Here is a 20,838-nt window from a genome sequence, read left to right as displayed (position 1 = left end):
TGAGCCGGGTCACCCCCAACTCTGCGAGTACTGCCGCCGATAGCGGTTGCGGTCCTGCTCCGTGCGGATATAGCGGGTCGCCACCAGCGCGATGATGCTGCCCGCGATGACCAGGAGCCCCGGGCCCACGTTCCTGGGATCCGTGAGCCGTGCGATGAGCGTCCCGGCGGTGCCAGGGATGTCCACCGACTCGACCGCACCCGGTGCGGCGGAGCCCGGCGCGACTGCCGCGCCCTGCGAGGCCGCGGCGGACGGCGCGGCGGAGGCCTGGCCCGTGGGGCTGCTGGAGGCCTGAGGCTGTCCCACCAGGGTGACGCCGAGCTCGGCGAGGGCGGTGGTGACCGGCTGGAAGAACGTCGTGCCGCCCGAGGTGCAGTCACCGTTGCCGCCGGAGGTCACGCCCAGTGCGATGCCTTCGGAGAACAACGGGCCACCGCTGTCGCCCGGTTCGGCGCACACCGTGGTCTCGATGAGCCCGGAGACGGTGCCCTCCGGGTAGTTCACCGTCGCGTTCAACGCGGTCACCTGACCGTCGCGGAGTCCGCTGGTGCTGCCGCTGCGGAAGACCCGCTGGCCGACGGTCGGATCGGCGACGCCCGTGATCCGTACGCCCTGTCCGCCGCCGATGGCCACGATGTTGTCCCCCGGCGCCTTCCCGGTGTCGTACTGCACGAGGGAGTAGTCGTCACCGGGGAATGACGTGGTGATCGTCCGGCCCACCTGCTGTGTGCCCTGCTCGTCCGCGAACCACACGGAGCCGGCCGGCCCGCAGTGCCCGGCGGTGAGGATGAACTGGCCTTGCGGGGCGGTCACATTGAAGCCCGCCGAACAGCGTCCGCCCGTCGAGAGAAGAGCATCGGCGCCGTTCAGCCGCGTCGTGAACGTGCCCTCGGTCCGCTCCATGCGTACGGAGTCACCGATGCCCTCGGCCAGCGTCGTCATGCGCGACCAGTCGGAGGCGGAGACCGTGCTGTCGGCCCGCACCACCACCTCGTTGTTCTTGTAGTCCACGGCCCAGGCGGTGCCGGTCACCCGGGGCGCCGAACTCAGGGTCTCCGTCGCGGACTTGAGGTCCTGCATGCTGTGGTCGACGACCTTGGGGCGGGCGCCCGCCTGCTTCACCTCGGCTGCCGCGCCCGTGTCGGTCACCGCGACGACCGGTTGTCCGTCGGCGGCGATCCAGCTGCCGGCCGTACGCGAGGTGCCCAGGGTGGAGACCAGCTGGGCCCCTCTGTCAGCGGCGGCCTGGGTCGAGCTCTCGCCGGCACGCGACGTCGCGGACGGTTCGCTCGCCATCGCGTGCGTCACCATCAGCCCTCCGCAGAGCAGCCCTCCGACGGCCGCGATACGCGCCCCCCGTTGGACGATCTGTCGTCGTGCGTGCCTCATCCATGGGCTCCCGAAGCCGAACACCGCGGCGTCTACCACCGCCGGGGGCTCCGGTCGAGAGCCCTCCCTTCATACGTGCGCCCGCGTCCAGGCGTTCACGGCCTCGTCCGACCCGTCAAGAACCCACTGTCAGGCGCGAGTTCGGGCGGCCACCTCTTCCGGGGTCAGATACGCGTCGGTGTGCTCGAAGTCCCGCAGCGTTCCCTTGCGGCCGGCGAGGAAACCGGTGCGGACGAAGTCGTCGCCCGCGACCGCGTTGAGGAACCAGTTGGCGCCGGTGCGGAAGCGGGCTGCGCCGGTGCGCAGCGCGAACAGGTGATAGCCGCGGGCCACGACCTGCGCGGGCACGCCCTTGAGGCCGATGCCGAGCGGCTTGGACACTGCGTCGTGGCCGCCCAGGTCGACGACGAGACCGAGGTCCTTGTGCTTGTACGGGGTGGTGGGCAGCCCGCGCAGCAGCGCCGTCAGGGTCTTCGCGGCGTGCCGTCCCTGCCGGGCGGCGTGCTGGGCGGTCGGCGCGCAGTACGAGCCGTCGCCCTTGACCAGGTCGGGCACGGCGGCCGCGTCCCCCAGGGCGAACACCCCGTCCAGGCCCGGCACCCGGAAATCGGCCTCGACGACGAGCCTGCCGCGTACCGTCTCGGCGCCCAGCGAGTCGACCAGCGGGCTCGCCGCCACACCGGCCGTCCACACCAGCGTCCGTGAGGGCAGCACCCGGCCGTCGGTGAGGGTGACCTTGTCCTCGGTGACGGAGACGACCGACATTCCCAGGGAGATCTGCACCCCACGCCTGCTCAGCATGCGCAAGGCGCTCGTGCCCAGCTTGTCACCGAGCTCCGGCAGCAGCTTGGGAGCGACGTCGACCAGGTGCCACTTGATCAGGGCGGGGTCGAGACGCGGGTGGTACTGCTTGGCCGCCGCGGTGGTGAGCCGCTGCAGACAGGCCGCCGTCTCCGTGCCCGCGTAGCCGCCGCCGACCACCACGAACTGCAGCCGTGCCGCCCGCTCTTCCTCGTCCGAGGTGGCCGCCGCCAGGTCGAGTTGGGCGATCACGTGGTCACGCAGATACACGGCCTGGGACAGTGTTTTCATGCCGCGCGCCTCGTCGGCGAGGCCGGGGATGTCGAAGGTGCGGGTCACGCTGCCCGGCGTGAGCACCAGGTAGTCGTACGACAGGTCGACGAGCTCACCGGTGATCTTGCGTACGACGCAGATCTTGGCCGCCGGATCCACGCCGATCACCCCGCCAGGCACCAGCTCGGTGCGGCGCAGGATCCGGCGCAGCGAGGGTGCCACCGACTGAGGGGTGATGACACCGGCGGCGACCTGCGGGAGCAGCGGCAGGTAGAGCTGGTAGTTGTTCGGGCTGACCAGGGTGATCCGGGCGTCGGCGGGGGCGAGCGCTCGCTCGAGCCCCCGTGCGGTCTCGACCCCGGCGAATCCGCCGCCGACGATCACTATGTTCGGTGCGTCCATCCCAGCAGCCTCTCTCCCTGTGCCGACAGCGCGGCCCGCCGACCGCGAGCCCAGGCTCACACGGGACGAGCGCGCCTGCCACCCCGCACCGGAGCAGGGAGATCGTTGCCGCGAATTTGTCTACCGGGGAGTAACTTTTGCTTCCTCTCCCGTACATCATGGGGCGTGACCATGACAGACGCGGCGAGGGGCGAGGCTCCCTCGCCGCTCCGATGCGAGAAGGGGACGGATATGACAGGACGCGGTGTGGGGCGCCGGATAGGCGCGGTGTCGGCAGTCGTGGCGCTGGGGATCGGGGGGACGGTCACCGCCGCGGGGACCGCCGCCGCGGCACCGGTCCAGGCCGTGGCGAGCGTGACGGCGGCGCAGGCCGACGTCGACTACGCCACCTGGCAGAAGGACGTCCAGGCCGTCATCGACCAGGCCACGCCCTACGTCGGGCAGCGCACCGCGCAGGCCGGCGGGCAGAAGCTCGCCGTCGTCTTCGACATCGACAACACCACGCTGGAGACGGACTTCCACCCCTGGTACGTGCTCCCCACCCCGGCGGTCAAGCCCTCCCTGGCGCTCGCCAAGTACGCGAAGTCGCGCGGCGTCGCCGTCTTCTTCGTCACCGCGCGCCCGGGCATCATCTACAGCCTGACGAAGTCGAACCTGACGTCCGTGGGCTACCCGGTCGACGGCCTCTACGTCCGTGATCTGCCGGACCTGTTCGCCGAGGTCAGCGCGTACAAGACCGGCAAGCGTGCGGAGATCGAGGCCCAGGGCTACACGATCATCGCCAACGTCGGCAACAACGACACCGACCTCGTCGGCGGCCACGCCGAGCGCACCTTCAAACTGCCCGACTACGACGGTCAGCTGTCCTGACCCCGACTGCTTACACTTCCGCCATGGACGAGGCCTCGCTGGACAAGCTCGGTTCGGGCAAGTACCTGCTCATCACCAGCTACCGCAAGAACGGCACGGGAGTCGCGACGCCCGTGTGGGTGGTGAGGGACGGCGGGGTGCTCGGCGCGTGGACGCCCGCGGACAGCTGGAAAGTGAAGCGGATCCGCAACCGGGCCGATGTCCTGGTGGGTCCGTGCGACGTGCGTGGCAGGCCGACGGGCGACCAGATCCCGGCCACGGCTGAGATCCTCGACGCGGGCGAAACCGCCCACTACCGTCAGCTGATCGCCCGCAAGTACGGCATCTTCGGCCGTCTCAGCCTCTTCGGCAGCCGCCTGCGACGCGGGGTGTCCGGGACGGTGGGCATCCGTATCACCCTGGCCCCCTGACTCACGCGCGCGTACGGGAGCCCGGCGTGGACCAGGCCCCCGTACGCACCGCGTCTACGCGTAGAACGGCCCCGGAGTGCTCCAGGTCGTCGTACCGAAGACGTTCGCGTCATCGATGAAGATGTTCACGTTGGTGACCTTGAGGCCGTACTGGGTCGCGGTCATGCCCTCGGGGCAATTCACCTGCACGGCCGGGAAGTTGACGAAGAACGGCGGACCGTAGTCCTGGTCGGGGTAGCGCGCCAACTGGCCGAGCAGCCAATTGCTGTCCGGCTCGTAGTACACCCCCGACAACGGCATCTGTTCGGTGCGTACGACGAAACTCGTGCCGTGGTCGAAGGTTCCGTCGGGCCGCAGACAACCGAAGGTGCGCGCGGTGTCCGCGGACGCGCTGAAGTAGCCCCCGGTGCTGGGGAGTCCGGCCAGATAGCCGGGCTGGCTGCGCACGTTGTGGAGGGTGACGCCGAGACTGAAGCCGCCACAGCCGGGCGTCGGGTTGTAGTCGTGGTAAATGAGCTGGCACTTGCGAGGTCCGAAGGCCGCGTTCGGGTCGGGATTGTAGGGCTGCGGCACCACAGCCCCGTGGAACCTGACGGTCGCCGAGATTCCCCCGTCGGTGGGCGCCGGGATCTCGACACTGGTTTCGGCCTGGGCGGAGCCCGGCCCTGCCAGGACGAGAACGGCCCCCGCGAGTAACGCGAGGGCCAGTCTGCCCAGCACTCTGGGCATGCGCTTGCTCCTCATGTGAAAAATCCCCCCTCGTGCACGTGGTGCACACACATGAATAGTGGCAGGAACACGCTATAGATCCTTGAGTGCCTCATCCGGCCATCGCCCCAACGCTCACAAACGGAGCGTGCGTTGGTCGTTCCCCGAGGCCGGCCATCAAGGCAGTGCCCGTGATCCGCGGCACCGGCCCCGATCGCGCCCCCGCCGGACCGCCCCTGGCACACTGCCACCTGTTCGTACTTCAACATCGGGCGGTGGGGCGGGTGCGCTCGCAGGACGTGCAGGAGCGGCCGGACGTCGCGGTGGTCGTGGCGGCGCGGGCCGGTGACCCGCAGGCGCTGGAGCAGCTCGTGCGGGGCTGGCTGCCGTTGGTCTACAACATCGTCGGGCGGGCCCTTGACGGCCACAGCGATGTCGACGACGTGGTCCAGGAGACCATGCTGCGGGCGCTGGACGGGCTGCCTGGCCTGGCGGAACCCGAGCGGTTCCGGTCATGGCTTGTCGCCATCGCCGTACGGCAGGTCCGTGACCGGTGGCGCGGCGGACAGTCCCGTCCGCAGCCGAACCCGCCCGAGGACCTGGCCCAGGAGGTGGATCCACAGGCCGACTTCGCCGATCTGGCGATCCTCCGGCTGGCCCTTTCGGGACAGCGCCGTGAGGCTGCGGAGGCGACGCGCTGGCTGGAGGACGAGGAGCGCGAGGTGCTGTCGCTGTGGTGGATGGAGGCGGCCGGTGAACTGAGCCGCGCCGATCTGGCAGCGGCCTGCGACCTCACGCCGCAGCACACCGCGGTGCGGGTGCAGCGGGTCAAGGAACGGCTGGAGTCCGCGCGCGCCGTTGTGCGTGCCCTGGCCGCCTCGCCGCGCTGTACGGAGCTGTCCGCCCTGCTGCCCTCGTGGGACGGCCGGCCGTCCGCGCAGTGGCGCAAGCGGCTGGCTCGTCACGTCCGTGAGTGCCCGCAGTGTCTGTTCAGCACCTCCGAGCTGATACCGGCCGAAGGGCTGCTGGGTGGATTCGCGCTGGTGCCGGTGCCGATCGGCCTGGCAGGCCTGGTGCTGACCGAGCTGCTGCCCGCGGGCTCGGCGGCCGGGGCGGCGGCGAGTGGCGCCGCGCAGGGGCCGGGCGGAGCGGGGCAAGTGGCCCGGCTGCTCGGCCGGTTGGCGGCCAAGCCGGTGGCGGCGGTGACCGCGGGAGCGGTGGTGCTCGCGGGCGGGGGAGTCGCCTGGTACGCCGCCACGCACTCCGAGACACCCGGGCGAGAGCCCGCGGCCGTGGCCCCGGCACCGCCTGCCGCCTCGCCCGCCACACCGACACCGTCGGTGTCCGCGACGCCGTCGCCCACTCCCACTCCAACCCCGTCACGGACCGCCGCGACGCGGCTCTCGGGCCCCCACGCCCTGCGGTCCGTCGACGCCCCCGGCCGTTATGTGAGCCAGTCCGGCGACCTCGGCGTTCTCGAACAGGTCGGCTCCGCGAGCTCCGCGCTCACCCGGCAGGACGCCACGTTCACCTTCGTCGCCGGGCTCGCCGACTCCGACTGCTACTCGCTCATGGACACCACGGGCAGATACCTGCGGCACTACTCCTTCCGTATCCGGCTGGACGCCAACGACGGGTCCGCGATCTTCCAGAAGGACGCGACCTTCTGCCCCCGTTCCGGCTCGGCCGACGGGTCGCTCGCCCTGGAGTCGTACAACTACCCCGGCCGCTACCTCCGCCACCGCGACAACCTCGAGCTCTGGCTCGACCCCGACGAGGAGACCGCCGCGTACCGCGCCAGCAGCTCGTTCGTCGTCGCCGCACCCTGGACCTGACCTTTCCCGGCAGGGGAGTTGGCTGGATGTGTTCTGCCTGAAGCGTTGACTAGAAAGCGCTTACCCCCTACGTTTCCCGTTCAGCGACATGACCCGCGTGTGACATCTCGTATACGAGACATCAGATCTCCGAGCCGCACAACCTGGGCAAGTGAGCCTCCCGGGCCCTTTTGAATCCTCGTACGGATGTCGCCGTGTGCCGCACGCGATTCAACATGGCGAACATCGTGCACGTACATGACCCGCGAGCACTCTCGAAGGGACACACCCGCATGCGTACCCGCCCCCCACGACCGCGTTCTCGCAGACTGCCCCTGACGGTGGCCGCGACGGCCGCCCTGGCCGTCGCCGGTGCTCTCGTCCTGCCGCAGCCCGCAGGAGCCGCCGAGACGTCCCCGGTCGGTTTCGGCGCCGGAACCACCGGCGGCGGAAGCGCGACCGCCGTCACCGTCACCACGCTCGACGCCTTCAAGACGTCCGTCACCGGCGACACGGCCAAGGTGGTCCGGGTCAACGGCCTGATCACGCTGAGCGGTCAGGTCGACATCGGCTCCAACACCACCGTCCTGGGCGTCGGTTCGTCGTCCGGGTTCACCGGCGGCGGACTGCGCATCAAGGAGGAGACCAACGTCGTCGTCCGCAACCTGAACATCAGCAAGCCCCTGGCGCCCGCCGACGGGATCACCGTCCAGAAGTCCACGAAGGTGTGGATCGACCACAACTCCTTCTCGGCGGACCGGGACCACGACAAGGACTACTACGACGGTCTGCTGGACATCAATCACGGCTCGGACCAAGTCACCGTGTCCTGGAACACCTTCAAGGACCACTTCAAGGGCTCACTCGTCGGGCACAGCGACAACAACGCCTCCGAGGACACCGGCCATCTGCGGGTGACGTACCACCACAACCACTTCAGCAACGTCTACTCGCGCATCCCCAGCCTGCGCTTCGGCACCGGCCACTTCTACGACAACTACGTCCAGGGCGCCGACACCGCCGTGCACTCACGCATGGGCGCCCAGATGCTCGTCGAGAACAACGTCTTCCGCACGACGAAGATCGCGGTGACGACGAACCGCAGCAGCGACGTGGACGGCTACGCCAACCTGCGCGGCAACGACCTCGGCGATGCCGTCACCGAGATCTCGCAGGTGGGCACCTTCACAGCCCCGCCCTACAGCTACACCGCCGAGCCCGCCTCGACCGTCGTCGCCTCGGTGACGTCCGGCGCGGGTGCCGGAAAGCTCTGACCACCCCCACCAGCAGGAAGAAGGAATCGGGACATGACTTCTTCGTTACGTACCCGCGCCACCCGGCGCGCACTGACCGGCGCCCTGGCCGCACTCGGGCTCTCGGTTGGCATGATCATGATCGATGGCGCGGTGCCGCCGGCGAGCGCCGCCACCTGGCCGACCGCGAGCGGCAGCCAGGCGGTCTCCTCCACCATCTCGCTGTCCGGCACCAAGGACTACGGGATGCTGCGCCTGTACGGCACCGGTGATCTGGGCAGTGGCAGCCAGGACGAGGATCAGGGGCCGATCCTGCAACTGGCCGCCGGCACCGTCCTCAAGAACGTCATCATCGGCGCCCCGGCCGCGGACGGCATCCACTGCCTGGGCAGCTGCACGCTGCAGAACGTCTGGTGGGAGGACGTCGGCGAGGACGCGGCGACGTTCCGGGGCTCCTCGTCGTCCAACGTGTACACCGTCTCCGGCGGTGGCGCGAAGGAAGCCAGCGACAAGGTGTTCCAGTTCAACGGCGCCGGAACCCTGAACGTCTCGAACTTCGCGGTGAAGACCTTCGGTACCTTCATCCGCTCGTGCGGCAACTGCTCCACGCAGTACAAGCGGACGATCAACCTCAACACCATCGAGGTGACCTGGAAGGGCAGCCGCCTCGTCGGTATCAACACCAACTACGGCGACAGCGCGACCCTGAGGGGCATCAAGATCGTCGGGGACACCAGCAAGAAGGTCATCCCCTGCCAGAAGTACATCGGTAACAACACGGGCGCGGAGCCGACCACCAACGGCACCGGTCCCGACAGCACGTACTGCAAGTACGCCACGTCCGACATCACCTACAGCTGACCCACCGCTGATCCACCGCTGATCGCGGTGCCGGGGGAGGCTCCGGCACCGCGAACGGCCAAGACTCGCTGGGGTGTCAACTCCAGCTTCGGAACGGCTCGTCGACCATCTGGAACACCGGCTCCCGGCGCACCGGATCCTGTGCGGTGGCGAGTCTGACCCGGTCTCCGCTGTGGATACCGACGAGCGGGCCCATGACCCTGCCGCGAACGGTGAATCCCTCCGCCATCTCGACGAGGGAGACGTTGCGCGCCGCGGGGGTGTTGCGATGGATCACGGTCGAGTGGCGCACGATGCCCGTGCCCGCGCTCGCTTCGGTCCGCAGGTCGCTGCCCGCGCAGACCGGGCAGAGGAGCCGTTGGTACATCGCGGTGCCGCACCACTGGCAACGCTGGAAGAGGAGGGTGTCCGGGGCCGAGGTCCCGGCCGAAGTCCCGTCCGTCGCGGGGCCGACACCCGGATGAAGGGCGATTCCTGGGTGGTACACGATGTCATCTCCCTGCGCTCCGCCGGAATCTGATGTGCTCGGATCGCCGTGCACGAGCCACAGGGTATGGCACTGAGTGCCACTTGTGAAGGCACTCGGTACCCTCAGTGTCTCCGAATGTGTGGGCTCGAAGGTGAGGGGGAGGGGGTGCGTGGTCAGTCCCGTCCGAGAGTCGACTCGATCTCCCGGACGACGCGCCACATCGGCGCTCCCCGTCGGGAGATGACGACGACCACGTCCTCCTGGTCCTCGACCGCAGTGTCACCGGGCCGGTCGCCGAATGTTCCTCGCACGTACCCGAGCGCGTGGTCCACCGCGGCGGTCGCGTTGCCCTGTCCGTCCGAACGCAGCCAGGAGCGCAGGGCGTTGTTGTGTGCGGCGACCACACCCGCGGCGATGACGTCGGCCTGCAGAGTGCCGTCGCGTCGGCCCGCGAAACGTCCGCGCAGATACTCGGCGAGGGCCCGTTCGTACCGCCAGACGACCGACAGTTCGTACGCGCGCAGGCCGGGGACCTTCCGGGTGAGGCGGTAGCGCTGGACGGAGAACGTCGGGTTCTCGGCGTACATGCGCAGCACGAGCCGGGCCGCGTCGCAGACCCGCTGCACCGGATCGTCCTCGTCGGCACCGTCGCTGAGGAACGCCGTCATGTCGGCCAGGCAGCGCTCGTGGTCCGGGAAGACCACATCCTCCTTGGACGGGAAGTAGCGGAAGAAGGACCGCCGGCCGACTCCGGCGAGCGCCACGATGTCGTCGACCGTGGTCTGTTCGTAGCCGCGTTCCAGAAAGAGCTGGAAGGCTGCCGCGACCAGGGCGTCCCGCATGGGTGGCTTCACGGTCGTCGCGTCGGCGGCCTCGCGGCTCCGGGGTCCCTCGCTCATGGACGGGAACCTAGCACCGAGCGGGAGGAATGGCACTCAGTGCGCAGCGCTGAGGGGACTGAGTGCCTTGTGTGTGCGTGGTCTCCCGCTGGGCTGAAGTGGCTGGGCTGATGTGTGGGGGGCGACCACCCCGCGGTGCATGCCGCCGTACAAGCCGTACGAGCCGTTCGTGCAAGCAGTAGACGCCGTTCGAGCGGCACGGATGCCGGTTCCGGATCACATGATTCCCCATGTGTCTGAAATGCGATGACCTGTGAAGTCGCCGTGTATTCAGCGAGGTTGACAGCCTCCACGCGCTGATCGACTATGTGGTCGAGCTGTGGCCCATTTGACCAATGCGCCCAGTGATTCTTCGACCACTTACCCCCGGTTCGGCCCCCGGCTGCTTCGCCATGCCGTGCTGCCGTCGACCGGGTCCCGCAACATCTAGATGGGATCTGCATGTCCATAGCGAGACGTGTCACCCTCCGCTGCCTGCTGGGGACGGGCGCGGTGGTGCTCGCCCTCTCGGCGTCGACGACCGGCGCCTGGGCCACAGGTACCCCCGGTGGCGACGGCTGGGACAAGACCGGCGGCGACTACAAGCCCGGGAATGGCGCGGGTACGAAGACCGAGACCGATCGTTGCCAGTTCTCCCTGGACGGGACGAACTTCTACGACTCGGTCCGTGTCGACGACCAGACCTTGAAGCCCACCGACGACGGCAAGGTCCACATCAAGGTCCGTACCGCCGGTGACGCCTCCACCTGCACCGCCTCGCTCGCCTCGTACCGCGCGCACGGTGCCACCTTCAACACCTCCGGCGAGCAGGTCTTCCACGACTTCGACACGGTGACGGTCAAGCCGGGCGGCACGGACTCCCTGGACATCTCGGTGCCCGACGTCGGCTGCTACGCGCAGGTTGACCTCTACCGTGGCGCCGTCAAGTTCGACGGCCTCTTCGACGCCAACGACGGCTTCGAGCACGGTGACCTGCCCAAGGGTCCGGACCGCCCGGTCATCAAGGACAAGCTGATCGCGGCGTGGAACGGCGGCACCAAGGACTGCACGGCGCAGCCGCCGACCACTCCGGAGACGCCTCCGGCCTCCTCGCCCCCGGCGTCGACTCCGCCTGCCTCGACGCCGCCCGCGTCGACGCCCGGCACCCCGACTCCGTCGGAGCCCGCCGAGTCGACGACGCCGGCGACTCCGTCGGAGTCCGAGTCGACCACGCCCGCCGCCCCGTCGCCCAACGGCGGTGGGTCCACCGCGCCCGGCGACCTCGCGGAGACCGGCGGCGGCAACACCCTGCCGATCGCCGCCGGCGCCGCGGCCCTCCTCGCGGCCGGTGCCGCGATCACCGTCGTCACCCGCCGCCGACGCGCCACGGGCACCCGCGCCTGACGCACGGCGTCCCCGGGCCTCGACGGTTCTGAAAGGCCCTGGCACTCATTCAGTACGTGAGTGTGAAAGGCCCCGGCACTCATTCAGTACGTGAGTGCCGGGGCCGCTCGCGTTCCCGAGCCGCCAGGAGGCGTGTCCTAAACTCCGCCCATGACGATCCCGACGGCCGCCCTCATCGAAGATCTGGCGCCCCAGGGCGTGTTGCGGGCGTCGATCAATCTGGGCAATCCGGTACTGGCCCAAGGCGCCCCGACCGCACCGGCCGGCGTGACCGTCGACATCGCGCGCGAGGTCGGTGCTCGGCTGGACGTGCCGGTGGAGCTCGTCTGCTTCGACGCGGCACGGAAGTCGTACGAGGCCCTGAAGACGGGCCGCGCCGACCTGTGCTTCCTGGCCATCGAGCCAGCACGGGAGGCCGAAGTCGCCTTCACCGCGCCGTACGTCGTGATCGAGGGCGTGTACGCCGTGCCCCGTCACTCGGACCTCACCACGGTCGCCGACGTCGACCGGGCGGGCGTACGCATCGGCGTGAAGCGCGGGTCCGCCTACGACCTCTTCCTCTCCCGCACGCTGGAGCACGCGAGCGTCGTGCGCGGTGAGGAGGGAGTCGACGCGTTCCGCGCCCAGGACCTCGAGGTCGCGGCCGGTATCCGTCAGCCGCTGGCCCAGTACGTCGCGGCACATCCCGAACTCAGGCTGATCGAGGGCCGGTTCATGCAGATCCGCCAAGCGGTGGGCACGACGGTGAACCGACGGCCCGAGACCGTCCAGTTCCTGCGCGACCTCGTCGAGGAGCTGAAGGCCGACGGCTTCATCGCGGACGCCCTGCGCCGTGCGCACCAGTCGGACTCTCTGGTCGCCCCGCCCGGATAGAGGGAGAGCCTACGGTCGGCGCGGAAGTGCCATGCCGCGGCGATCATTGCAATCCGGCGATGGTGAATCGTCCGGAACCGGCCACGACTGGTGGGCATGGAGCGCGAAACTCACCAAGGTCAGCAGAAGATCGATGTCCGAGTCGACCTCAAGACGTATCGTCACCCAGCGCGAACCGGGCACCATACGGACCGCGGTCACGTTCTTCAAATGGTCCTCGAAACGCAGGATGGCAGGGACCGTGAGATGCAGGTCGACGTCCTGTTCCGAATGGAAGTGGACGATCTCGCCCTGCTCCGAGCACAGTGCCCGCCCCGTGCCGCAGCTCGGCAGGGCCTCGGCCAGGTCCGGCCAATTCGCCAGTCGCGTCATGGCGCGCAGGGCCAACGTCATGACGACATCATGACCCGCTTACCGTCCGTCCACCAGGATTTGGGCAACTCGTCACTGGTACGCATGGCCTGAATTTCCGGATACCGGATCGAAATCCGAGGCCCGGCACACCGCGCTGCATATGGGCCGACTCCGAGTGATTTCGAATGCTCCCTGAGTAACCGCGGATTGATTCACGCCATTTCAGAAGAAGACCGTGGTCATCCTGGACCTGAGTCGAACCGCTGCTGACCTGGGCCGGACCGCGGCTGACCTGGCCCGGAGCGTTGGCGACTGTGGGCAACTTCCTTCCAGCTCCCGCGAGTTACCGCAATTTCCGGGCGGAGTGGCCGACCGGCCGCCGGTCGGGCTTCTGCTCGTAGAGCCCGCGCGTGCGCGGTCAGTTCGCCTTGGTCCGCTCTGCCAACCGGGCCGCGCTCAGGGCCTGTCCAGCGGGTCTTGCCGGTGAGCACGGGGCGGCGGATGCGAGCCAGGACGCCTCCGGGTTGCCGGTGCCGACAACCCGGAGAACTCCCGTCATCGCAGGTCACAAGGCTTTCTTAGTCATCAAAGCACCCGCGGACGGTCACCCTTCCCTGACCCAACTTCAAATAGTGAGCACAAATTACACACATCCCTCTCTTCAGACCGGCCCCGATGGTCTAGATTGACCGTGCTTCACATGCTGGGACACGAGGCGACAAATCAGCATCTATGTGTCAGGCGCTGCGGACAGCCAGCCGCTGCGCCTCCACCCCCAGACGTGGGGGTGATCAATTCCTGGAGCCGAGAGGGTCCTTGGGTGCGGGATCACCCGAGGTTTCGACGGGTTCCCGCGCACCTCGAGGGTCTGGCGGGGCAGGCAAGTCCGCTGCCGCCAGGCCGGATTGATCGAGTGGCGCTGAAGTGGCCGCGATGGCGTGCGTGGGGGCCGGGGGGCTCCCGAGGGGAGGGACTGTGCGGGGGGCGGGGGCCTCCCGATGGGGAGCGACAGTGTTGGACGACGAAGTCGAACCACTGGGAACCGGGGGGTTCTGTGCGGCAGGGGGGAATAGTCGGCCCTTTTCCGTCGGCGCGCGAGCGTTTGGCGGACGGGGCGATCAGCCAGCCGGCGAAAGACTGGGAGCAGCGGTACCGCCGTACCGTGATCACCAGCGATACCGTGGCCACCGCCTGTGTGGTGGCCGCGATAGGCAACTTCTTCGGGGCCCGGGACGCGGCCAACTGGCACGAGAAATGGGTAATTCTCGCTTTCTGTACCGAACTGCTGGTACTGGGAGCGCTTGCGGTGAGCCGGTCGTGGGCTCCGGCGGTGCTGGGTCAGGGCGCCGAGGAGTTCCACCGGCTCGGACGCTCACTGTTCATGGCGGTCGTCGTGCTGGCGCTCGGCGGGATCGCCCTCACCTCGCGCAACATCAAGCTCTGGATCTTCGTCGCGATACCCGCGATCGCGCTCGTCACCATGACCGAGCGGTATCTGCTCCGCCTCTGGCTGCACAAGCAGCGGAAGGAAGGGCAGTGCCTGAGACCGGTGCTCGCTGCCGGGAGCCCGGCCACCGTGCGCGATCTGATCAGCAGAACGCGCAAGTTGCCGCATCTCGGCTGGCGAGTGGACGCGGTGTGCACGACGGACGGTCTCGGGGTCGACGGTGACCAACTGGACGGAGTGCCGGTCGTCGGGCGACTGGCGGACGTAGCCGACCATGTCCGCCGCGACGGCTACCGTGTCGTCGCGGTCACACCGGACCCGCACTGGTCACCGGACCGGCTGCAACGGCTGGCCTGGAACCTCGAAGGCAGCGAGGCCGAGATGGTCGTGGCCCCCGTACTCATGGAGGTGGCCGGCCCGCGGCTGCACGTCGACGCGGTGCTCGGGATCCCGCTGCTGCGGGTCAGCATGCCGACCTTCACCGGGGGCCGCCGGGCGATCAAAGGGGTCGTCGACCGGATGGGCGCGGCGGTCCTGCTGATGCTGTTCGCGCCGCTGATGGTGCTCGTCGGGCTGCTCGTGCTGGTGGACAGCCGGGGCGGGGCGTTCTACCGCCAGCGCAGAGTCGGCAAGAACGGCCGCGAGTTCACCATTCTCAAGTTCCGCACCATGGTCACCGGCGCTCACGGGGCACGTGCCGAGCTTGCCGCCCGCAACGATGGCGCAGGGCTGCTGTTCAAGCTCCGCCGGGATCCGCGGGTGACCCGGGTGGGAGCAGTACTGCGCCGGTATTCGATCGACGAGCTCCCGCAGCTTTTCAACGTGCTCACCGGATCGATGTCGCTCGTCGGTCCGCGGCCTCCGCTGCCGGAGGAGTCCGCCGCGTACGGCCCGGACATCCGGCGGCGTCTGCTGGTCAAGCCGGGGCTCACCGGACTGTGGCAGATCAGCGGACGCAGCGACCTGTCGTGGGAGGAGGCGGTCCGGCTCGACCTGCGCTACGTGGAGGACTGGTCGCTCGCCCTGGACACAGTGATCTTGTGGAAGACGCTGCGTGCGGTGCTCTACGGGCAGGGGGCCTACTGATGGGCGGGAGTCTGCAACTCAACGGTCCCGCCGGCGCGCGGACCGCAGGCCCTCAGGGCCTGCCTGGGGGGAGGAACGGGTCATGAGAGTCAGCGTTTTCGGGCTCGGCTACGTGGGCTGCGTGTCGGCCGCATGCCTGGCCAGCATGGGTCACGAGGTCATCGGGGTGGACGTCAACCAGGTGAAGGTCGACCTGGTCAACGACGGCAAGGCCCCGGTGGTCGAGGAGCGGATAGGGGAGCTCACCGCCGAGGTCGTGCGGACCGGAGCGCTGCGCGCCACCGGCGACGTCCGTGAGGCGATCATGGACAGCGAGATATCCCTGGTCTGCGTGGGCACGCCGTCGGAGCCCAACGGCAGCCTGTGCACCACGTACTTGGAGCGGGTCACCGAGCAGATCGGCGCCGCGCTGGCCGAGCGGGGTGGGCGGCACACCGTCGTGTTCCGCAGCACCATGCTCCCGGGCACCTGCCTGAACCTGCTGGTACCGATCCTGGAGAAGTACGTCGGCGGCACCGCCGGGGTGGACATCGGGGTCGCGGTCAACCCGGAGTTCCTGCGCGAGGGCACGAGCGTGCGGGACTTCTTCGACCCGCCGAAGACCGTCATCGGCGAGCTCGACCCGGCAAGCGGCGACGCGGTGATGGCGCTGTACGACGGCGTGCCCGGCGAGGTGTTCCGGGTGCCGGTCCCGACGGCCGAGGCGATCAAGTACGCGGACAACGCGTTCCACGGCCTCAAGATCGGCTTCGCGAACGAGCTGGGCGCGGTGTGCCAGGCGCTCGGGGTGGACTCGCACCAGGTGATGGACGTGTTCCTGGCCGACCACAAGCTCAACATCAGCTCCGCCTATCTGCGGCCCGGCTTCGCCTTCGGTGGCTCCTGCCTCCCCAAGGACCTGCGCAGCCTGGTCCACGCGGCGCACCGGGCCGACGTCTCGGTGCCCATCCTCGCCCACGTGCTGCCCTCCAACTCCGACCATCTGCAGCGCGCGGTGGACCTGGTCGAGCGCACCGGCAAGCGCCGGGTGGGCCTGTTCGGGTTGTCCTTCAAACCCGGCACCGACGATCTCCGCGAGAGCCCACTCGTCGAGCTGGCCGAGAGGCTCTTCGGCAAGGGCTACGACCTGCGGATCTACGACGCCAACGTGAGCCTCTCCCGACTGATCGGCGCGAACCGCGAGTACATCGAGACCCGGCTGCCGCACCTCGGGCAGCTGCTCGCGGACTCCGTCGGCGAGGTGCTCGAACACGCCGAGGTATGCCTGGTCGGGACCAGGGATCCGGGCGTACTGTCCGCGCTGCCCCATGGCGAAGGACCGGTGCTGATCGACCTCATCCACCTTCCCGACGCCGAGGCGCGACGGGCCGAACCGGGGTACGTGGGCCTTGCTTGGTGACAGATCGTTCGAAGACACAGCCGGCGGCGACCGGCCGGACCGGCGCGCGCTGATCCTGGTGGAGAACCTGTCGGTGCCGTTCGACCGGCGGGTGTGGCAGGAGTGCACGACGCTGCGCGACGCGGGCTGGGAGGTGCACGTCATCTGCCCCCGGGGGAGCAAGCGGGACACCGAGCCGGAGGCGGAGATCGACGGGGTGCGGATCCACCGCTACCCGTTGCGTGCGGCCACCGGCGGTCCTGCCGGCTATCTGCGGGAGTACGGATCGGCGTTGTGGCACACGATCCGGCTGGCCCGCAAGGTCGGCCCGGTCGATGTGGTCCACGCCTGCAACCCGCCCGACCTGCTGTTCCTGCCTGCACTGTGGCTGAAGCGGCGCGGGGCGCGGTTCGTCTTCGACCAGCACGACCTGGTACCCGAGCTGTACCTCTCCCGGTTCGACCGCGGCGAGGACCTGCTGTACCGCGCCGTGTGCGCGCTGGAACGGCGGACCTACCGGGCCGCGGACATCGTGCTCGCCACGAACGAGAGCTACCGGGACGTCGCGCTCAGCCGTGGCGGCCGGCGGCCGGAGGACGTCTTCGTGGTGCGCAGCGCGCCCCAGACCGACCGGTTCCAACCGGTGCCGCCCGAGCCGGAGTTGAAGCGCGGCAAGCCTCATCTGCTCTGCTACCTCGGCGTCATGGGCCCGCAGGACGGCGTCGACTACGCCCTGCGCGCCCTCGCGAAGCTGCGCGACGAGTTCGGGCGGACCGACTGGCATGCGGTGTTCGTCGGCTCCGGCGACGCCTTCGACGCGATGGTGGAGCTGTCCGGGCAGCTCGGGCTCTCCGAGCAGGTGCAGTTCACCGGGCGCATCCCGGACGCAGACCTGGTGCGCTACCTGTCCACGGCGGACGTGTGCCTTTCCCCCGACCCGCGCAATCCGCTCAACGACGTGTCGACCATGAACAAGGTCCTGGAGTACATGGCGATGGGCCGGCCCATCGTCTCGTTCGACCTCCGGGAGGCGCGCGTCTCCGCCGGTGACGCCGCCCTCTACGCGCCCGCCAACGACGAGGCCGAATTCGCCAAGCTCATCACGCTGCTCCTCGACGATCCGGAGAAGCGGGCCCGGATGGGCAGGATCGGCCAGGAGCGGATCAGCGGAGAGCTCTCCTGGCGGAACTCGCAAGCGTCGCTGCTCGCTGCCTATGCCGCTGCGTGCCGTGACCACACTCCGGTGTCGCGGGCGACCCGGTCAGCACAGGGAAGAGGCAGCACCATTGAGCGATGACACGATCCGCCTGGTCACGATCGGACGGATTCTCCGCCGACGGTGGCGGTTGCTCGCCGCCCTCGCCGTGGTGGGCGCACTGGTCGGCTACGGCGCCTCGGTGGTGTTCCCGCCGCAGTACACGACGTCGGCATCGGTACTGCTGCCGGGGCAGTGGGAAGAGCGCGAGCTGCTGACCCAGGTTGACATCGCGACCAGTTCGACGGTGGTCGACCGCGCGGCCGCCGCTCTCGAGTGGAGCGGAGTCAGCGGCACCGAGCTGCAGGATCAAGTGAGCGCCAAGGCCGCCGACGGGAACATCATCAAGATCTCAGGTACGGCCGACACCCCGGAGCGCGCACAGCAGCTCTCCGACCGGATGGCCCAGCAATTCGTCAAATTCGCCGCACAGATCGCAGGCGGCAGCACCGACCCCGACGCGGCCACCGGGACCGAGGCGCTGCGGCAGACGGTGGCGGAGACCAACCGCCGCATCACCGACCTGGCCGATGCGGCCGATCCGGGGCAGACCGTGGAGAGCGTGCAGGCCCGCACCGAGCTCGAGAAGCTGCGCACTTCGCTGGAAGAGGCCATGACGAAGCTGGACGAGGCCGACCTTGCGACCAACAAGGCCGGAATGGTCGTCATGGGGTCGGCGGCCCGGCCGACCGGCGAGGCGCCGCCGACGAGGATGCAGCTCATCGTCGCCGGGGCGCTGCTGTTCTTCCTGTTCGCGGTCATCGGCCATCTCGTCGCAGCACGGGTGAATCGCCGACTGCGCACCGAGCCGGAGATCGCCGCGGCGCTGGGCTCGGCGCTGCTCGGCACCGTCGACGTACCGGGTGAACCGCCCACGCACAAGCCGGAAGACCGTGGCCAACGGGCCCGGCTCCGCCGACTCCTCGGCGTCGACACCCGGTGGGACATACCAACCCCGCTGCGGTCCGGCGACGAGGCCGGCAGGCGGATCCGCTACCGGCGGGTGTGCGCTCGCCTCCGGGACCAGTTCCCGGCCCCCCGACGTCTGCTGGTTGTCGTACCGGACGGCGACGAGATCGCCCTCCGGGCCGCCGGGCAGCTCGTCGCCGAGGCCAAGAGCGATCCGGTGCTGCGGGTGGTGGAGGTTTCGGTGGACCGGCCGATGGTGCCGGACCGCGACACCGAGTCCGGTGCCCTGGTCGTGCTCAGCGCGGGCAGCTGGACCGCTGAGGAGCTCGCCGGCATCGCCGAGGCGTGCGCGGACGGCAGACATGAGGTCGTCGGCATCGTCGTCGCCGGCGCGGTCAGCGCCGGTCCGACGCGATCTGCCGGCCATCCTCCGCACAACGCCACTGCGGCGCTCTCGGTTCGCGGCAACGCGACGGGAGGTTCACTGTGACGACGAGCACGACTTCGGAGTCGTCGGCAGCCACTCCGCTCTTCGACCTGCAAGGACTGGTGGTGTCGGTGCGCAGGCGCCGCCGCCTCTGGTGCTCCCTGGCGCTCCTGGGGCTGCTGGTCGGCGCGGCCGTGGCGGTCCTGCGGCCTCCGCCGCCGACAGCGGTGACCAAGGTCCTGGTCGCGCATGAGGACGATCAGCCGAACGACACCGGAACGCTGATGCGCACCGACGTCGCGCTGCTGGGGACCACGCGGATCGCCGACAAGGCCCTGCAGGCACTCAAGTCCCCGGAAAAACCCGAAGACTTCATGCGGGATTACCGGGGGACCGGCCTGACCAACAACTTGCTGCAGATCGACGTGACAGGTGACAGCGACGCGGAAGCGGTGGCCAGGGCCAAGGCGCTGGCCGACGCGTTCGTCGCCGACCATGTGAGCCGGATGCAGGAAGCGGCGAAGGCCGAGGCCAAGGCCCTCGCCGACCAGCGTGACCGCATGCGGGTCGAACTCGCCCAGGTCAACAGGGAGATCGGGGACGGATCGCCGGAGAGCGACCCGAAGTCGTCGGCGAGCATCGAGTCGCTCTTCGCCCGCCGGGCGGAGCTCAACTCGCGGATCGCCGATTACGACCAGCGCGCCGAGGAGGCGCGCACCGGCACGCCCAAGGTCATCGCCGGCACGCAGATCGTGGACGCACCGCGCGCGGTGAAGCACTCCCTGCCCAAGGCCGCTGCCACCAACGCCGCGATCGGATTCGTCCTCGGACTCGTCCTCGGACTCGCGGTGGCCGCGGTCGGCACGGTGGTGGCGGACCGCCCCGTGCTGCGCCGGGACATCGCGGCGAACCTGGGCGCCTCGGTCATCGCGGAGCTGCCCCGCCGGTCGGGCAGGCTGTGGCGGCGCCGACGGACCCGGGCGGCACGCGAACGCCTCACCGCGACCCTGGCCCGTACCGTGCGCGGCTCCGCGGAACCGGTGTCGCTGCTGGAACTGGGCTGTGCGCGCAACACGAGCAGGATCGCCATGGACCTCGCCAGGGCACTGGCGGCGGAGGGGCCGGTGGTCGTCATCGACGGCCTGCCCGGCCTGCAGCTCGGGGGCCGCCGCCCGAAGCCAGGAGACCCGACCGTGGTCAGCGGCGAGCGGGCTGCGGCCCTGTCGCACGAGGAGCGCCGATTCGGTGTCGGTTCGGTTGCGCCCGGCACGGCGTGGCCCGCCCTCCAGGACCTCGGTACGCAGACCGTGCTCGTCGTGCGTGCCGGGCACGGCAGCGCCGCATGGCTGCACACCGTGGCGCGGCAGCTCGCGGACCTGCTCATTCCGGTGATCGGTGTGGTGCTGATCGACCCCGATCCGCGGGACCGGACCGACGGCACCCTGTGGGACGGGCTGCACACCGCACTGCGCGGCCACAACGAGCGGCTGGCCCGGGAGAACGCGACGGGCCGGCCGCGGACGGAGCGGCCGTCGTGGGCACGAGTCCCGGACATCGACCAGGAGGCGCAGTAAGAC

At 69.5% G+C, this 20,838-nt stretch carries 18 protein-coding genes; 12 read left to right on the top strand and 6 right to left on the bottom strand.

Going from position 1 to position 20,838, the window contains the following annotated elements; all coding sequences use genetic code 11:
* Positions 1 to 9 precede the first annotated feature (9 nt).
* Positions 10 to 1,389 (bottom strand): S1 family peptidase, encoded by a 1,380-nt coding sequence (locus tag OG246_RS32685; protein ID WP_266471657.1) that lies wholly within the window; start codon positions 1,387 to 1,389, stop codon positions 10 to 12.
* Positions 1,390 to 1,518: 129 nt separating this feature from the next.
* Entirely contained in the window at positions 1,519 to 2,865 is a 1,347-nt protein-coding gene (locus tag OG246_RS32680) for an NAD(P)/FAD-dependent oxidoreductase (RefSeq protein ID WP_266471654.1), read from the bottom strand.
* 231 nt (positions 2,866 to 3,096) lie between these two features.
* Here OG246_RS32680 and OG246_RS32675 point away from each other — a divergent pair, with 231 nt between their 5' ends.
* On the top strand, positions 3,097 to 3,735 hold the full coding sequence (locus OG246_RS32675; protein ID WP_266471651.1) for an HAD family acid phosphatase: 639 nt from the start codon (positions 3,097 to 3,099) through the stop codon (positions 3,733 to 3,735).
* A 23-nt stretch (positions 3,736 to 3,758) separates the two neighbouring features.
* On the top strand, positions 3,759 to 4,145 hold the full coding sequence (locus tag OG246_RS32670; RefSeq protein WP_266471649.1) for a PPOX class F420-dependent oxidoreductase: 387 nt from the start codon (positions 3,759 to 3,761) through the stop codon (positions 4,143 to 4,145).
* 54 nt (positions 4,146 to 4,199) lie between these two features.
* On the opposite strand, the gene OG246_RS32665 is transcribed toward OG246_RS32670, so the two are convergent.
* On the bottom strand, positions 4,200 to 4,874 hold the full coding sequence (locus OG246_RS32665) for a hypothetical protein (RefSeq protein WP_266471646.1): 675 nt from the start codon (positions 4,872 to 4,874) through the stop codon (positions 4,200 to 4,202).
* Between the two features lie 263 nt (positions 4,875 to 5,137).
* On the opposite strand from OG246_RS32665, the gene OG246_RS32660 reads away from it, so the two are divergent.
* The 3 genes from OG246_RS32660 to OG246_RS32650 all read left to right on the top strand — a co-directional run bounded on the left by OG246_RS32660 (position 5,138) and on the right by OG246_RS32650 (position 8,781).
* Positions 5,138 to 6,688 (top strand): sigma-70 family RNA polymerase sigma factor, encoded by a 1,551-nt coding sequence (locus tag OG246_RS32660; RefSeq protein WP_266471643.1) that lies wholly within the window; start codon positions 5,138 to 5,140, stop codon positions 6,686 to 6,688.
* Between the two features lie 272 nt (positions 6,689 to 6,960).
* Positions 6,961 to 7,941 carry a polysaccharide lyase family 1 protein gene (locus tag OG246_RS32655; RefSeq protein ID WP_266471640.1) on the top strand — a complete coding sequence of 327 codons (981 nt, stop codon included), beginning with the start codon at positions 6,961 to 6,963 and terminating at the stop codon, positions 7,939 to 7,941.
* A gap of 33 nt (positions 7,942 to 7,974) precedes the next feature.
* Positions 7,975 to 8,781: a pectate lyase gene (locus OG246_RS32650; RefSeq protein ID WP_266471636.1), complete on the top strand. Its 807-nt coding sequence runs from the start codon at positions 7,975 to 7,977 to the stop codon at positions 8,779 to 8,781.
* Between the two features lie 76 nt (positions 8,782 to 8,857).
* Here OG246_RS32650 and OG246_RS32645 read toward each other — a convergent pair whose 3' ends face one another.
* Together OG246_RS32645 and OG246_RS32640 are read right to left on the bottom strand one after the other, a co-directional pair.
* Positions 8,858 to 9,253: a Zn-ribbon domain-containing OB-fold protein gene (locus OG246_RS32645; RefSeq protein WP_266474908.1), complete on the bottom strand. Its 396-nt coding sequence runs from the start codon at positions 9,251 to 9,253 to the stop codon at positions 8,858 to 8,860.
* Between the two features lie 170 nt (positions 9,254 to 9,423).
* A complete protein-coding gene (locus tag OG246_RS32640; RefSeq protein ID WP_266474907.1) occupies positions 9,424 to 10,092 on the bottom strand; it encodes a TetR family transcriptional regulator in 669 nt (222 codons plus the stop codon).
* Between the two features lie 498 nt (positions 10,093 to 10,590).
* Between OG246_RS32640 and OG246_RS32635 the strand changes: the two genes are divergently transcribed.
* The gene (locus OG246_RS32635) at positions 10,591 to 11,532 is read left to right on the top strand and encodes an LAETG motif-containing sortase-dependent surface protein (RefSeq protein WP_266471633.1); all 942 of its coding nucleotides are present in this window, start codon (positions 10,591 to 10,593) and stop codon (positions 11,530 to 11,532) included.
* 150 nt (positions 11,533 to 11,682) lie between these two features.
* Positions 11,683 to 12,405, top strand: coding sequence for a transporter substrate-binding domain-containing protein (locus tag OG246_RS32630; RefSeq protein WP_266471631.1), 723 nt, complete (start codon positions 11,683 to 11,685; stop codon positions 12,403 to 12,405).
* Positions 12,406 to 12,414: 9 nt separating this feature from the next.
* On the opposite strand, the gene OG246_RS32625 is transcribed toward OG246_RS32630, so the two are convergent.
* Complete coding sequence (locus OG246_RS32625; RefSeq protein WP_266471628.1) at positions 12,415 to 12,798, bottom strand: luciferase family protein; 384 nt, start codon at positions 12,796 to 12,798, stop codon at positions 12,415 to 12,417.
* A 1,030-nt stretch (positions 12,799 to 13,828) separates the two neighbouring features.
* Between OG246_RS32625 and OG246_RS32620 the strand changes: the two genes are divergently transcribed.
* The 5 genes from OG246_RS32620 to OG246_RS32600 all read left to right on the top strand — a co-directional run bounded on the left by OG246_RS32620 (position 13,829) and on the right by OG246_RS32600 (position 20,835).
* On the top strand, positions 13,829 to 15,292 hold the full coding sequence (locus tag OG246_RS32620; protein ID WP_323178378.1) for a sugar transferase: 1,464 nt from the start codon (positions 13,829 to 13,831) through the stop codon (positions 15,290 to 15,292).
* Between the two features lie 82 nt (positions 15,293 to 15,374).
* On the top strand, positions 15,375 to 16,691 hold the full coding sequence (locus OG246_RS32615) for a nucleotide sugar dehydrogenase (protein WP_266471623.1): 1,317 nt from the start codon (positions 15,375 to 15,377) through the stop codon (positions 16,689 to 16,691).
* Complete coding sequence (locus tag OG246_RS32610; protein ID WP_266471620.1) at positions 16,681 to 17,967, top strand: glycosyltransferase family 4 protein; 1,287 nt, start codon at positions 16,681 to 16,683, stop codon at positions 17,965 to 17,967. Before OG246_RS32615 ends, OG246_RS32610 begins: the two co-directional genes overlap by 11 nt.
* Positions 17,957 to 19,324: a Wzz/FepE/Etk N-terminal domain-containing protein gene (locus OG246_RS32605; protein ID WP_266471617.1), complete on the top strand. Its 1,368-nt coding sequence runs from the start codon at positions 17,957 to 17,959 to the stop codon at positions 19,322 to 19,324. Before OG246_RS32610 ends, OG246_RS32605 begins: the two co-directional genes overlap by 11 nt.
* Positions 19,321 to 20,835 (top strand): Wzz/FepE/Etk N-terminal domain-containing protein, encoded by a 1,515-nt coding sequence (locus OG246_RS32600; protein ID WP_266471614.1) that lies wholly within the window; start codon positions 19,321 to 19,323, stop codon positions 20,833 to 20,835. The genes OG246_RS32605 and OG246_RS32600 overlap by 4 nt, the downstream gene beginning before the upstream one ends.
* The last annotated feature ends 3 nt before the right edge of the window (positions 20,836 to 20,838 follow it).

It is taken from the genome of Streptomyces sp. NBC_00620 (genome assembly GCF_026341825.1).
Classification (GTDB): Bacteria; Actinomycetota; Actinomycetes; order Streptomycetales; family Streptomycetaceae; genus Streptomyces.
Note: the sequence above shows the minus strand (reverse complement) of the source record. Positions and strands in the feature narration are given on the sequence as shown.